Annotated in this window: 6 protein-coding genes and 1 pseudogene; 2 read left to right on the forward strand and 5 right to left on the reverse strand. The window is 65.7% G+C overall.

The genetic code is table 11. The annotated features are described in order from the left end of the window. The first annotated feature begins 365 nt into the window (after positions 1-365). Both ACK1X7_RS20370 and ACK1X7_RS20375 read left to right on the forward strand, forming a co-directional pair. Positions 366-4,850, forward strand: coding sequence for an SNF2-related protein (locus tag ACK1X7_RS20370; RefSeq protein WP_413115469.1), 4,485 nt, complete (start codon positions 366-368; stop codon positions 4,848-4,850). Further along, the gene (locus ACK1X7_RS20375) at positions 4,847-5,770 is read left to right on the forward strand and encodes a hypothetical protein (RefSeq protein ID WP_413115470.1); all 924 of its coding nucleotides are present in this window, start codon (positions 4,847-4,849) and stop codon (positions 5,768-5,770) included. The genes ACK1X7_RS20370 and ACK1X7_RS20375 overlap by 4 nt, the downstream gene beginning before the upstream one ends. Positions 5,771-6,419: 649 nt before the next feature. Here the strand turns inward: ACK1X7_RS20375 and ACK1X7_RS20380 are convergent. From ACK1X7_RS20380 to ACK1X7_RS20400, 5 genes and pseudogenes are all read right to left on the reverse strand, one after another. Continuing rightward, positions 6,420-6,506 (reverse strand): annotated as a pseudogene (locus ACK1X7_RS20380) (transporter); the annotation flags it as partial. A 34-nt stretch (positions 6,507-6,540) separates the two neighbouring features. Beyond that, complete coding sequence (locus ACK1X7_RS20385; RefSeq protein ID WP_413115471.1) at positions 6,541-8,997, reverse strand: DUF262 domain-containing protein; 2,457 nt, start codon at positions 8,995-8,997, stop codon at positions 6,541-6,543. Between the two features lie 626 nt (positions 8,998-9,623). Continuing rightward, complete coding sequence (locus ACK1X7_RS20390) at positions 9,624-10,457, reverse strand: phosphoadenosine phosphosulfate reductase family protein (RefSeq protein ID WP_413115472.1); 834 nt, start codon at positions 10,455-10,457, stop codon at positions 9,624-9,626. Beyond that, the gene (locus tag ACK1X7_RS20395; protein ID WP_413115473.1) at positions 10,454-14,032 is read right to left on the reverse strand and encodes an ATP-binding protein; all 3,579 of its coding nucleotides are present in this window, start codon (positions 14,030-14,032) and stop codon (positions 10,454-10,456) included. Before ACK1X7_RS20395 ends, ACK1X7_RS20390 begins: the two co-directional genes overlap by 4 nt. Beyond that, positions 14,029-15,141 carry a DUF4007 family protein gene (locus ACK1X7_RS20400; protein WP_413115474.1) on the reverse strand — a complete coding sequence of 371 codons (1,113 nt, stop codon included), beginning with the start codon at positions 15,139-15,141 and terminating at the stop codon, positions 14,029-14,031. Before ACK1X7_RS20400 ends, ACK1X7_RS20395 begins: the two co-directional genes overlap by 4 nt. Positions 15,142-15,184 lie beyond the last annotated feature (43 nt).

The raw sequence follows: 15,184 nt of genomic DNA on the forward strand, positions 1-15,184 counted from the left end.
GGCGTGCACTGACTGCTGCCGGAGCAGGGGCATGCGTGAGGACGCGCCGCGCGCGGTCCTCCTGACAGGTGAACCACACGGTCCCGATGTTCCGTCCCCCGAAAGGGTCGGTCGCCGGTGGCGTGTTCTGGTTCTCCCTGCTGGCCGCCGCGTGCAAGAACTTGCTGGTCGACGGCGTCCTGCTCGATACCGCGGCGGATCTTGTCTGCCGGGGCCGGGCATATCTAGGGTGCTTTGCTATCTGCTGTCCCATTTCCTCGTGTTTCTCCGTGAGGGTTGAGATGGCCTCCGTACCGCCAAGTCCGTCGAGTTCCGCCGTTCATGTGCCACATCCCGCGTCCGACTCCGGTGTTGCTCTTGAGTCGGTGGATCCGCATGTGTTCTCCAGGCTGTTGGAGGCAGCGTGGGAAAACCGCCACGTGCCTGCCGAGCTCGCCGCTGAGGCCGCCGCACGTGGCGGCTCGGGACGCCTCGGCATCAAGGATCTGCGCCTGCTGTTGATGCGGGCCTCGTCGCTCCCGTCCTCCCAGGCGGCCGTCTCCGGTGCGTGGACGATCGTCTCGGCACGCCCTGAGCTGGCAGCCTCCGTGCTCCACACCCACTGCCAGGACATCGGCATCCCGTCGGCCTTCGTGATCCGCGAGGTACCCGATTCGAACCCGCAGATGTTCAGCGCTCAAGCTGGGTGGCGGCAGCCTGGTCTGCACGCCCATGGCGCCGTAGTGACGCGCCCCAGCCGCAAGGCCGCCCATCAGAGCGCGGCCGTGAGTCTGCTCGGACACCTCTGCGGAGCCGAGCCAGTCGAGCAGGACAGCACCCTGTCCGGATGGGTGCCGGCCGGCCGCTTCTCATCGTCCTCGCCACCGGCCCAAGCCCGGGACGTGTCCTTCCCGACCCGTCTGCAGGAGGCTCTGGACCGCCCCCAGATCGCGCCCGCGGAGGTAGCCGAGATCGTGCTGCGGATCAACGCCGGAGAGCTGATCCCGCGCGACCTGCACGCCGTATTGTTCACCGCCCGGGCGGCAGCATGGCAGCCCGCTCGCGAGGCGGCCTTGGCTGCGGCTCACGATGCCGCCGTCGCCGTGGCTGTGCTGACTTTGCATCAGTCACTGCGCTACGGGCCGACGCCTTCCTATGCGGAAGAGGTACGCAAGAGCGAACCCGGCCCGCCGCTCTTCAGGATGCGCGCGACCTGCGTTGTCGACGGGGAGGAGATCAGCGAGCTAGGTCCATGGCGCAACAACAAGCGGCAGGCGCGCGGAGCTGCCGCAATCCGGCTGCTGGCCCAGCTGGCCGGCCTGCCGGTGCAGGCGCCACTGCCGGTTCAGCGCAACGGACCCCACGCTGCGACGGGCAACGGGCCCGCGCAGGAGAAGGATCCGCAGGAGCAGCTGAAGGCACTGGCCGAATCCGGTGTGATCAGCGAGCTCGTCTTCAAAAGCGCGCCCGGCATCACAGGGCTTGAGCCGTTGTTCGTGTGCGTTGCCGCCTGCGTGCACCGCGGTGAACTCCTCACCGTCACCGGGCGAGGACTCGGCCGCTCCAGCACGCGGTTGACGGCCGCGGGCCAACTGCTTGAGACCGTTCAGCGTGCCGTGAAGGCAGGCCGAGGTCTGCGCCTGGGTCGCATCCCAGTGCCCGAACTCGGCGGCAAAAACCCGCTGATGCTCCTGAACGAGCTAAAACAGACTGGCAACATTAGCAAATTGACCATCGCGGACCCCGCCAAGGACTCCGCAGGATTCGAGGCACGGATCACCTGCAAGGTCTGCGCGGAGTGGCTGGAGACCGTGGGCCACGGGCCCAACAAGCGCGACGCGCAACGCCAGGCCGCCGAGGCGATGATCGAATTGCTGGCCACTCCGGTGGAGGGACACAACGGTGACCGCGGTGCTCTCCCCGCTCCGGAGTCGGTGGCCGCGGCGGCCGCCGGCGCGGGAGCCATGGGTGCCCACCGGAATCCGGCCGGTCCCCGCGCTGGCCGCGATGAGGCGGCAGCCGCCGAGGACGCGCTGGTCGAACTGCTGCGGCAGGGTCTGGAGATCACCATTGATCTGCAGGACGGCGCCGGCCGTTTCCTGCTCTACCGGGTCGACGGGACCTCGGTGGAGAGTTCCTGCCACAAGCCGATCAGATGCTGCACGGCCGATCTCGTCCTGCCCGGCCAGGGCATTGCGGTCGGCCCCCGCCTGGTGAAGTGCTGGCAGGTGCCTGTGCGACTGCTGGCCAACGCCATGGCCCGGACATCTGACAGCGAAAGGATGGCCCCATCCGTCCGGCTGTGGCGTCAGGCGATCCAGCTGGGGCTGGCCGTGGTGGCCGACGGTCGGGTGTATCCGACGCTGAACAGCCACGGTGTCGACGTGTGGCGCTTGGGCCCGCTCAACGAGAACGAACGCAGCCGCGCACGGCAGTTGCGTCAGGTCATGATGCCCGCCGCACACTGCGGGGCAGCAACTGACGCCCGGCCCTACCAATTGTGGGCACCGCGCGTCGCGATCCACGCCGGGCTCGACGCCGTCGCCGAAGCGATGCTGCGCGGCCCCGGCGCCTCAACCGTCTTGGGGAACACGCCCTTCGCCACCCCCGTTCCGCGGCAGCAGGGCAGTGCCGCACTGCACCAGTGGGCCGATCGTGCCGAGGACGATCGCGCCGAGGTGCCGCCGGTGGACTTGAAGCTGTCCGTACACGCCCCGAAGAGGGCCAGCCCCGACGACACGGAACTGTTGTGGGCTGAGCTACTGTTCGCCCAGCCCACCGCGCACAGCCGTCAGCAACAGCTGTTCCAGCAGACCGCCAAGGTGGCCGAAGACGAGGCCCTGCTGGGGCACATCCGCCGACGGTTGCGGCGCATCGCCGAGGTGTGGAAACCGGTCGGGCGGCTACTGGAGTGCCCGGTGCCCGACCGGCTCACGCTGCTCGCCAGCGAGGCCGTCCTGCTGCTGGGCGCCACACGGGACGAACTGGAACGGGTCGGCCTGAGCGTGCACTGGCCCCAGCAATGGACCAACCTGCTGCGCACACGAGTTGTGGTCGGGGCAGGGGGCAACGCGTCTGCGGCCGTGCCGCGGCCGCGGTTTTCCCTCGACGACGTGCTGGACGGCCGGTGGCAGATGTCGCTCGGCGACGACGACCTCTCCGACCAGGAGATGGACGTTATCGGCCAGGCGCCGCGGCCGCTGACCAAGGTCCGCGATCAGTGGGTAATGGTCGACGAAGACACCGCCCGCCGTGCAGCTGACCGTCACATCGGCCCGATCTCCTCCGACCAAGCCCTCCGCGCGTCCCTAACCGGAGCCATCAACATCGACGGGCAGGACATGCCCTGCGAGCCGACGGCCGCTCTCGCCGACCTCGTGGAGTTTCTGCGCACCGGCTCCCGCACGACACCCGTCCGCGAGCCGGGGGACTTGCAGGCAACCCTGCGCGACTACCAACAGCTCGGCCTGGCCTGGCTGGCGAACACCACCAACGCGGGCTTCGGCGCGATGCTCGCCGACGACATGGGCCTGGGCAAAACGCTAACCGCTCTGGCCCTGCACCTGCACCGCCGGGAATCCACGTCCGCCGCCACGGGGCCGACCCTGATCGTCTGCCCTGCCTCCGTCGTCATCAACTGGGAACGAGAAGTCCAGCGATTCGCCCCGACCGTGCCGACCCTGCGCTACCTGGGAGCCGACCGCACCCTCGAAGACGCCACCTCCCGCATGATCGTCATCACCAGCTATGAAACGCTCCGCCGTGACGTCGACCTGCTGGCCCTGATGCCCTTCGACCTGGTCGTCGCCGACGAAGCCCAGATGGTCAAGAACCACCGCACCGCAACCGCTCGCGCCCTGCGCCGAATCAAGGCCACCGTCCGAGTGGCACTGACCGGCACCCCAGTCGAGAACAACCTCACCGAGGCATGGGCCCTCATGGACTGGCTCAACCCCGGGCTGTTCGGCACACAGCGCGTCTTCCGCGACCAGTTCGCCCGCCCCATCGAGGACAACATCGCCGACACCGAGCGCACCACACGGCTGTCCGGCCTTATGAGCGCGTTCATGCTGCGCCGCCGCAAGAGCGACCCGGGCATCCTGACCGAGCTGCCACCCAAGGACATCCGGCCGCGCATCGTCAGCCTCACTCACGAACAGATCGAGCTCTATCAACAGGTCGCCGACGACACGCTCCAGGCCATTCGTGACGCCCAAGGAGTCCACCGCAAAGGTCTGTTGCTGGAGTTGTTCAACAAACTGCAGCAGATTTGCAACTCACCGGCCCAGTACCACAAGGACCCCCTGGAGGACGACTACGACCCCGAGCAGGCGGCATCCCGCTCCGGCAAGATCGGCGCACTCGACGACCTGCTGCCCGTCCTGACCGCGCCCGATGAAGCCGCGCTGATTTTCACCCGGTACCGTTCCATGGCCAAGCTCCTCCTACGGCACCTGCGCACCCACGGCCACGACCCTCTCTACTACAGCGGCGACATCCCCTCCGTACGCGAACGCCAGCGCATCATCGACACCTTCCAGGCCCGCTCCGGCCAGCTCATGGTGATGACTGTCAAAGCCGGCGGCACCGGCCTCACCCTCACCCAGGCCAACCACGTCGTGCTCTTCGACCGCCCCTGGAACCCGGCCAAGGAGAGCCAGGCCATCGACCGCGCTCATCGCCTAGGCCAGCAGCGCACCGTCACCGTGCACCCGCTCATCACGGAGAACACCCTGGAGGACCGCGTCGACGAGCTCCTCAAACATAAACGAGCCCTCGCCGACGCCGTCCTCGCCGACGGCTACTCCGCCCTCACTGAACTCACCGACGAACAGATCACCGACCTGATCGCCCTGGGAGCACAACGATGACCCCGAACACATGGGCCCACGCCTGGGAAACTCTCCTCCGCGCCGCCATCAACGACGAGGCCCTCTGGCTCGCCGGCCACAACGATCTGTCCGCAGGCGGTCTCACCCACCTCATCCTCAGCCCAGGCCGAGTCAGCGCCACCGCCACCGACCGCCACCACACCACACCAGCACACCCGACGATCAACCTGCCAGTCCTCACCGACACTCAGATCACAGCCTGGCAAGCGGCCTCACCCACCTGCGGCCACCACCAAGCCATCCGCACCGGCAAGCTCCCCGAATGCCTGACGAACCCGGACCACACCGGCGGTGTGCCTACCCAGCCCGCGTCCGGAGAGTTCTCCCTCAGTTGCAACTGCGGAACCCCACCGTGCCGCCACATTGCCGCCCTCACCCATGCCATCACCGCACGCCTGACCGCCCGCCCCACCGACTTCGCCACTCTGCGCGGACTCCCCAAACACCCCACGGAGCACCCCGCCACCGGCACGGACCAGCCCGTCACTGCCACCGGCACGAGGCCCGGCGGAAAGGTTCGCATCCCCGCCCACCATGCATGGGCCTGGTATCGCGAATGCGCCGAACCACCCCTGCTGCCCGCCTACACACCCGATCTGACCGACAAACCGGTACCCAGCCTCCCGGCACCCACGGCTCCTCCCGCACCTGCACCCGAGCCGGAACAGATCCATGCACTCATCAGCGACGCCGCGTCACAGGCACGGGCACACCTACGGGACGCCACCCCGCTGGAGTGCGCACTGCACGAGGACGCACTCCGCCTCGCCGCAACAGTCCCCGGCATCCGGCTACCCGAGATGGCCGAGCGATTGGGCATCGACATCGCCGATCTACGAGAACAGATCTCGGCGTACACATCCAGCTGCGGTGGCGTCCAGCAGAAACCTACTGCGTGACGGTCGCCTCATCCCAGGCGCCACTTCCCTTAAACAGGATGGAGCAGATGCTAAAGGAAAAGTCGGGTGGCTCTGGTCGGCCGCCGACGACCCATACCCGAGGAGAACGCCTTCCTCGGGCTCACACCGATCGCGCGCCGCTCGGGACCGTTGAAAAAACTCTTCGCTCGGGCAGCAGGAGTAACAGGACGTCATTGGCCACATCCAGACCGAACCCTGAAAGACATCTCCTTCTGGCAGGACACGATGCTCGGCGAACAAGCGCTCCGTCAGGCTCCCTAACAGACTGCAAGAAGGCGTTGGTGCCCCACGAGGACAGCCCCCTACGTAGTCGCCTCCACCCCGACGCCACCTCAGTCCCCCGGCACCACCACCTGAGCCACTGAGGGCTCGACAGGTAGAACTTGACAGAGAACGGACCTGGTCGGACGACCGGCGGTCGCGGCCAGCCCAGCCGCCAGCGGTTCACGCTGATCATTGGCACACAAGAGCGGGGCAACATAGCGCGGGATCGCCGGTTGGCCAAACCAGCGATCCCGCGCACCATTGTTCGTCCACCGCGACGCCCTGCCCGCATGCCGAGAGGCTCACCTACGACCACAGACACGTCGCGAAACGCAGCCGCCAAGAGGCCGGCACCGGCAGCCGATCACGCCGCCGCGTAGCTGGCCCGGAACAGATCCTGCACCCGCTCCAAGTTCCTCGACGTACGAAGCTGGACCTCAAGATCACCCGTCCGGGCCGTAGCGCCACCCACCTGGCCCGTGGAGCTAAGCCGTTCCAACCGCTGCACCGGCATCCTCACTCTCGTCGAGCTCACCGTTCTCGATTTCCACGTCGTCGACCTTGACCACCAGATCACTACTGGAGTCAGACAGCTCCAGGCCGAGCCACCCCTTGAGTCGTGTGTAGGCCAGACGCAGGAGGACTTCAGCGCGCTGATCCATGAACGCTGGATTCAACTCGTCCTCACACTGGCCCAGTGCACGCAGGTGCGGGAGGTAACGCGACAGGGCCGCGAGATCTTCAGTCGACTGCGCGAAAGTCAAGCCGGAACTGGTGAGGATCGACTTGGCGTCGTCGGCCGTCGGGGCACCAAGTGCCGTATACAGGACTTTCTTCTCATTCCAAGGCCGTGAACTGAGGGACGCGTTGGCAGCGTTTGGTGCCAGGACCAGATTGCCCAGCTTGTGGACGGTCTCCTTATCGCTGTAGAACTCCTCGTCCCACCCGCTCGTGGCTTGCTGCGGTGCGATGTGTTCGACCGTGAGGTGCGTCTCGTCCGCCCAACCGTCTGCAGTGAAGCACGAGGCGACCCCCGCCTTGCCTTGGATGATCAGTCCCGGATTCCCCGGATCTTCAATTGTGTCGTGATACGCAGCCAGAAGGAGGAAACGCGTCAGCGGGCGGGCAATTTTGTAGAGCGGCAGCGCAGAAGCATCCGCCAGGAACGAGGGCAAGTTTGGGATGGCGCCGTGCTTAGGGTGCAACAAGCGCGCTGCAAGTTCCTTCTTCAGCGCCTCGGCGTCGACGACCGAAGCAGAGTTCGATGCACCGGACCCTGCCGACTGGCGAGCGAGCGGACTCATTCCCGTGAGCGAGGGGCCAGCCATGACCGCCCGGTACTGGCTGTCGATGTTGCCCGTGCCCCGTCGGGTTGCTCGCCAGAAGACCGTGAAGGCAGTGATTGCCTTGATCGCCTTCTCGAATTCAGCGATGCGCTTTTCCCTCACCTCCCCTTCGTCCGCGTGGACAGCCTCGGAGTAGAAGCGCACGAGCGGCGCGATGGCAATGGTGTGATTGAGCGAATTAAGGAAGGCCAGACACAATTTCACGGTGTCCGTCATGGCGGCCGCTTCTAGCCCGGGTAGCGCGCGAGGAGAGTTGTTCGCAGGCTCCCACGTATTCCCAACAAAGGCCGCAGTGTCGCGTAGGTGACGCAAGTACGCGCTTCGATCATCTTCCGAGTCCTTGTGGCCCTCGAAGGTATCGCGCATGTAGACCCGCTGATCCGGGAGACGTTTGGAGAGTTTCTCTCCCGTCTCCGCCAACGCGAAAGTGACCAGCAGGTCTCGAGTTGCGTTCTGAAGCTTGTCTCCGACGTCGAAACGGTCCAGGTAGCCCTGAACTGCCTTCATGTACGCGTGCGCGTCTGAGTCCTGGTAGTCCTGAATCTTCTCTGCCATCACCACCCGAGGGAGGAAGGTCTCGAAGGCGGTCAGAGGCTCGCCCGTGGTATTCAACGACTCGAAGATCGTGAAGGCATAGTCCTCGTCCTTGCCTTGCACGACCGTCAGGGCGATGCGGTTCAAGCCATAGGCGGCAAACATGACGAGTCTCATCAGCTCGGCCTCGGGCCCATCTTGCAGCTCCCCCAGCCAAGCGCAGAGCTCGGGGTCGAGTTCGTGGTTGAAGAGCGCACGCTGGAACTCGATGTTGGTGGCAAGGGTTGCCAGCGGCGGCAGATCCTCCAGCTCCTCGACCGACTTTTGCTGCGACAGCTTGGTCAACCCCGTACGGATCTCATTGTACCTCTTAATGAGGTCGCCTTCACCTTCGCCCGCATTCTGTCGGGCCGTCGGCCTGAAGTCGGTCGGCCTAGATGTCAGCTCATTATCAACTAGCAATGAGTATTGGTAGATGAGGTTAGCGATCGGCGACTCATACTGCTTGAGCTTCTCGTCCCTGGCCCATTGATCCACGAAGGCTCGAATGAGGCGCGGGTAGATCGGCGGCTTGATTCCGTAGTTTTTTCGCTCATAGAACGCCGCCGCGAGCATCTGCAGCATGTCGCTCGTTTCGGAGTAAAGGTGAGTCCGAGCGCTGTCGGTCGAATCCGGCGTGTTGCCCTTGAAGACCTTCCATGCACGCTGACGAATGAGGTTGTGCAGGCCCACCAGGAGGATAAGAAGGCTCGACAAACGCTGTTGCCCATCGATCACGGTAAGGACCTTGGCCGGGACCTCGGACTTGACGATTGGCTTCACCGTGACATGGTTGACATCATGGATGGTGATGACAGTCCCCAAGAAGGTGAAGCTGTCCGGGGCCTTGCTTAGATTCTTAAGGCCATGCAGTGTGTCGTCGAGCAATTTCTCGACCTTGTCTTTGCCCCAGCCATACGGTCGCTGATAGGGCGGCAGATAGAGGCCCAAGCCATTGTCAGAAAGCAGCTCGCGAACACTTTTACTCTGCGCCTCGAATATTTCCTTGGCCTGCGTAGGCATGCGTAGCCCCTTCTCGTTCAGCAGGTTCGTTCAGATCAGATGCGGCATCGCCTTGGAAGGGACCTGCAACCTGCATTTCGGCTCAACGATCGTGTAATTTATGTCGCGAAGCGCGATGACGGACCGAGGAAACAGATCGAACCCTCGAAATCGGCAAGCTAGTCAAGCCGTGCGCGAAGCCACCGATAAGGCGCCCGATCTCGGGCAACTCCAGCTGCATGCGCACTGACACGAAGAAACGTAGAGCCCCTGACTGGGCTCACTGAAGAACTGAGAAGCTGACACCCATGCCGCATCAAGTACCTGCGAGTTTGCATATCCCGGTTTCTCCCCGTCACCGTTCCGCATCTGTGAGTGAGACGTCACTCATGGTGGCATATGAGTGGTCGACAGAGGTAGCAGGAGCGCCATGAGCCCATCATGCCGCATATGTGACGTTACGTCACTCCATCACGAGAAGTCTCGACTTGTCGTGGGCGGGTGCGCTGCGTTCCTGCTGGAGATCTGGGACACAGGCTGGGCGAGGTCACAACCGCAAGCGAGACAAGCTTGATTGGAACCGGGGAAAGCAACTGCGGCCCCAGCAGCTCGATCGAGCTGCTGGGGCCGCAGTGTGTGGTTGCGCGTCAGAGGTGGCAGACGGAGCACCCGGCCTCGTCGTCGTCTGAGTCGAGTGCGTCGGAAAGGACCTCTAGCAAGGGGCGGTTGGGCTTGATGCGCTTGGCTGCGCGCTCAAGCGCTGCCTGGTGCTTGGCCTCGATCTCGTCCTTGCGTTCTATCAGCTCCGGCAGCGACTCGCCCTGTGACCAGGTGTAGTTGCGGCCCTTCATGGCGGTGTGCCGGTAGCGGACCTTCTCTTCGTACTCGACAGCGCGGTCGAACAGCTCCGGGTGGCGTTCTTTGAGGCCGACCCATTCGTGCTTGCGCTGGAAGAAGCAGAAGTAGCAGCCGGAACGTGTGCGCCACTCGTAGTAGTCGGGCAGGCCGATGCCAGCCTCGTCGAGAATGCGCATGACACCATCCTTGTCGATGCCGTCCTCACGGAAGGGGAAGACGGCATCGATGTTCGGCTTGGTGCTCACGTAGCCGAGGCGGTTCTCGTCGGCGCGGATGGCCACGTAGGAGATGACCTTGTCGTCGCCAACCCAGTCCTCCAGGGGCTTGATCTTGAGGTTCTTGGTGCACCAGCGCATCTGGGGGCTGGGCAGGGTGCCCTGGTAAACCTCCATCCAGTGGTCGAAGTCTCGGTCGGCGTTCAGCCGCACGATGGACTTGCCGAGAGCGGCCTCCAACCGGTTGAGGTACTCATAGGTCTCGGGCAGTTCGGCGCCCGTGTCGCAGAAGAAGTACTCCATCTCCGGCACTCGGTTGCGCATGTAGACGGCGAGCGCTGAGGAGTCTTTGCCGCCGGAGATACCGAGCACGTGCCGGACCTTCTGGGTATCGGCTCCGTCGGTCATCCCTGTGCCTTCCTTTCACTCGCTGCTGTCGCGGCATCGGTTACGCGCTGAGCGAGGGCCGCGAGCAGGATCCTCGCTCCGTCCGGTCCGAGGGCCTTTTCGGCCTGCTTCAGGACATCTGCGGCGAGGCTGTTGGCCTCGCTGCGGGCCTGAACCGGTACGTAGATCAGGGTGCGTTGTTCCACGCCAGCGCTGTCGGTCAAGGTCAACAACTGGGCATCGAGTTTCTCTTCCCGGCCGCTGGCCTCCTTCTCGGCGTGGTGCAGGTGTCCGACGCGGTCGAGGGCGGCGGCCATCGACCGGGCCTTTTGCGGGAAGATCTTGGCCTCGTGGTCGTCCCAGTCGCCGAGGGCGGAGTTGGTCAGGCGTACGACGATGGGTTCGAGCCAGTCGTCGTCCTCGAGGTCGTCGCTGAGGACGAAGTCGACGAAGCCCCGCAGTTCCGGGGTCAGTACCGCATCGGCGAAGCCGCGAAGCCGGGCCGCGAGCTGTGCGCGCAGCGCCGGCAGTTCGGCCGGCAGGCGGAACTCCTTAGCGAGAACGCGCACGACCTGGGCGCGCAGTTTGCTGTCGATGGCGACGAGTTCGTCCGCCGCCGCGGTGAGCCGTTCGACGTAGGTGTTCGCTGCTTCCGCGTTGGTGCGGGTGCGGGCCGGGATCTCGGGCAGGCCGAGGGCCTTCGGCAGTGCGTGGAAGATCAGGTCGTCGGGGTCCAGGGACTGGACGATTGTCGTCCGCACGGTGCGGGCGTCGGCGGAGATGTTCTTGGTGGTGCGGGCGTACTTGTGCAGGTCGGCCACGCGCATGATCAGGGCGCTGGCCACGGAGAGGAGGTCGGGGTTACGCAGGGCCTTGGAGCGCGGTGCTTCCACACCGAGCGAGACCATGAGCTTCTTGATGATGCTGCCGCGCTGGCCGTCTCCGGCCGGCGTGTACTTCACCGAGAAGCGTGCCGACCCCTTGACGAGGCGCTCAACGACGTCGCTGGTCAGCCGGGGCAGGTAGCTGCCTTCCTCGAACAGGGCGACGTCGTGGCGGCGAATGATCAGGGCCGGGATCAGGAATACCGGGACCACTCCGGCCTTGAGCCCGAAGGGCGGACTCATCAGGACACGGATGACCTCTTCCATGCTGACCCGCTCGGTGGCCCCGGTCAGTACCTCGTTGAGGGCATTCCAGGCGGGCTGGGCGTGCTCGTGGCCCTCCCCGGGTGGGGAGAAGCCATACGGGAGCAGGCTTTCGTGTTGGCTCTCGGCCTGTGCCTCCCCGTTCTCGCGGTGCAGGCCGAGGTAGGCCAGGACACCGTGGTAGATGGCTCGTTCGGCCTTGTACCCGGGTAGGCCAAGGTTCTCCTCGCCCGAGGCGGAGAGCATGGCCGTCAGCAGTATGCCGCGGGCCTGGGCGGCCTGGCTGGTCAGGACGTGGCGGCCGAGCATCTCGTTGCGGATGTGCGGGGTGTCCGGGTACACCGATTTGCAGGCGAGGGAGACCAGGCCGCTCAGGCTACGGGCCGTCAGGCCGGACACGGCGGGTTCTTCACCAGGGGCGATACCGGTGTGCCACAGGCTCCAAGACGCATCGGAGGACGGCGGGTAGAAGGCGGCCTGCAGCAGCTCCAGCAGCTCGGCCTCAGCCTGCACGAGCCGTTCCATGACTTCCCGACGGGCGACGTGGTCGATGTCCTGCTGGACGCTGAGTTCCTTCAGCGCGACGAGGTAGGTGGCCGTGGTCAGCACCACGTCGGGGTCGGGGGTGGTGCCCACCAGTACCGGCAGAGGCGAGTGGACGTTGGGCCGGTCTGCGTCAGTGCCGAAGTGAAAGACGACGAGGCCGTCGGCGGGCTCCCTCAACTCATCCGGGGCGGCCACGGTCTTGGTCTCCGGGCCGCTGACCGCGGTGTAGAACACGCGCATCATGCCAGTGACCTGGCTGTGGCGGCTGGCCACGAATGCCTGCGGGACGAGACTGCCGAGCCGGTTGATGACCGCAGCGTCATTCAAGTGGCTGATGATTTCCTTGAGCCGACCGTCGATGTCGACGTCCGTGCCCTGCCAGACCCGGTATTCCCCGCTGAACTCACGGTGGACCACGAAGCCCCGGCGCACGAGGTCGGCAAGCCGCTCTTCGAGTGCCGTGAAGGCGTCAGGGTCAGCAACGTCGGTGGGGTCGTGGAGGGCGAAGTGGATCATCGGGGCGGTGGCGCTGAGAGCCCCGTCGGAGTCGATCAGATTGAGGACGCCGATGGTCTTCAGTACGTCCTGGTCGGCGTCCGGGAGGCCATTGGCGTCCCGGATACGTGAGTCGACCTCGATCCATCGGCTCGCGTTGGCGGAGGCGAGCAGAGTGGTGCGCCCGGAGTTGAGGAAGTAGTCGTACAGCTCCGGCAGCCGCACCGTGCTGGCATACTCCGCTTTGTCGTTGCTGTGCTGGGCCAGCGAGTGGCGGACGGTATTGGGCTCGCCGCTGTTGAGGAAGCCCGACAGGCTGCGGTCGTGCTGGCCGATCTGGGCGGCAAGGATCGGCGCGGCTAGGGCCGTGATGGGGTGCAGCGGGTAGAGGTCGGCGAAGTGGTCAGGGCCGAGTTCGGCGAGAACGCCGAGACCATGCTGGGTCCAGATGTCCGCGGATGCCTCGGCGCAGGCGTTGATCAGGGCCTGCCCCGTAGAGTTGACGGCCGAGCGGTCGAGGCGGCGGCGCAGTAGGTGCAGGGAGTCGCCGTGGTGGGGGACGAAGGTGATGTCTTCGAAGCGCCCCTGGATCTTGGCCCATTCGCGGGTCTTGAGTTCGCTGGACCGTGAGGCGTAGTCCATGAACGACAGGTGCTGCAAGGTCATCAGGTAGACGGGCAGCCCGCTGGGGCCAGCCGCCGTCTCGGCGAGTTCCTGCAGCAGGAACAGATCATGCTGGGCGTCGGCGAACTCGTTGTGGCCGGCGAGGTGTTCCAGCGTCTTGCCGAACTCGTCGATGACGAGGAGCAGAGGCTGCCGCCCGTCCGCCGTCAGCGCCGTGACGGCACCGAGAACTTCCTTGGCCCCGGCCCGGTCCGGGTCTGCGCACGCCTCCAAGGCGGTGGCGATGGCCTTCGGGACACGCTTGCCCCAGCGTCGCGCCGCCGCCGTGTGCAGGGCGCGGGAGAGGGTGGCGACGACCGATTCGCGGCGCGCGGTGGCCACACCGCCGAGGAATCCCTCGGGAGCGATGGCATCACGGGCTACGGCAAGGCGCTGAGCGAGGGCGGGGCTGGCCTCTTCGAGGATGCGCTCGGCCTCGCTGCGCCGCTTGGCGTCCCGCCCCAGCAGAGCGTCGATGATGTTGGACAGGGTGGACTTGCCGGAGCCGTAGGGCCCGGTGAACGACCAGGCACGGGTGCGGCGTTGGTCGGCCAGTGCACTCGCGATGCGTTCCAGGACGTCGACGGCCCGCGCGCCGACGTAGGGGTCGTGCAGAGCGTCCTCAACGTCGCGCTCAAGGTTGGTCGAGCGCATTTGGGAGCCGACGAGTTCGATGCCGGCGGGGAACTGCGGAGCGGAGCTCGATGGGCTGCTCGGGGTCCGCGTGGAGGTAGCGGTGGTCACGCGGTCTCCTTAGCAAAGAGTGTGTCGGTGGTGTCGTCCGGGTCTGTGGCGTCGGTGGCCTTCGTGGCGAGTTCCTTCTGCTCGGCCTTGGCGAGCTTGGGGAATGTGGCGGCCCACTCCTCGCGGGTGGGGAAGCCGGGGCGGCGGGTGACGAAGTCGTACTGCTCGTCGAGCACTTCCCAGGCCAGCTCGAAGGGGTCGGCGCTGAAGGCGAGGCTGCGCTGTCCCACGGCCTCGGTCAGGTCGAGCTGCGGGTGGTCCGCCGCGACCTTCTGCAGTGCCATGACGATCTCGTTCTCTCGGACGCGGAAGGCGCGCCCCGGGGAGCCCGGCTCGTTGGCGAGGCGGGCCACGGAGATCGAGTTGGCCTGGCGGGAGAACTTGGCGGCGTAGTCGAGGCAGGCATAGGCCAGGACCCGGGCAGGCAGCGAGGTGCGGTGCCCGCTGGTGAACTGCCACTCGGCATTTCCGCGCGCCCCGACAAAGGTGAGCAGGTCAAGGTCGCGGAAGGGGCATGCGAGCAGGTCCTCGTAGCTGCCCGGCGAGCCAGCCTTCTCCGGGGCGCTGCGCGCGTACATCTTGGTGAGGCACTCGATGTCCTTGACGATCGACGCCTCCTCCGGACTCCTGTCGTAGGAGAAGTTCACATGCCGGGTGACCACCTGCGTCATGTCCGCGACCGTGAACCGGGAGAACGGCGCGAGGTGGAAGGCCGTGTACCAGGTCGGCGCGTGACTTTTTGCCCCGGGACGGGAGGAGACCAGCCACCAGTGCAGCAGCCACAGGCTGCCGTTCTCCTCCAGATACGGGTCCGCACCGTCCTCGTCCAGAAGCCAGCGGGCCTCCCAGGTGGGGTAGGAGAACTTGGCCTGTGTGCGCTTCTCGGGCTTGTACTCGCGGGTCAACTTGAACGCCCGCGACCAGTAACGCATGGCGTTGACCATGTTCTTGCCGACGCCGAACCGCACCGGCGCGTCGACCGCAAGGAACGCGCCCTGATCGCGTTTGACCTGCATGTACGCTTTGTGCAGCCAGCCGAAGCGGGGCGCGAACGTTTCGTGTCGCGCGAAGGCAAAAAGGGCGGCTTCCCCAAGCCGGCTGTCTGACATCCCGGGACCTCTCTGTGTCCAATGCGATTGCTCTAACGAGGTG

This window comes from Streptomyces sp. CY-1, assembly GCF_047218265.1.
Taxonomy (GTDB): Bacteria; Actinomycetota; Actinomycetes; order Streptomycetales; family Streptomycetaceae; genus Streptomyces; species Streptomyces niphimycinicus.

What these genes read in the sequence shown, in the direction of transcription:
- ACK1X7_RS20400 (WP_413115474.1), bottom strand. Translation starts at nt 15,141, where the DNA reads ATGTCAGACAGCCGGCTTGGGGAAGCCGCCCTTTTTGCCTTCGCGCGA.
- ACK1X7_RS20390 (WP_413115472.1), bottom strand. Translation starts at nt 10,457, where the DNA reads ATGACCGACGGAGCCGATACCCAGAAGGTCCGGCACGTGCTCGGTATC.
- ACK1X7_RS20375 (WP_413115470.1), top strand. Translation starts at nt 4,847, where the DNA reads ATGACCCCGAACACATGGGCCCACGCCTGGGAAACTCTCCTCCGCGCC.
- ACK1X7_RS20385 (WP_413115471.1), bottom strand. Translation starts at nt 8,997, where the DNA reads ATGCCTACGCAGGCCAAGGAAATATTCGAGGCGCAGAGTAAAAGTGTT.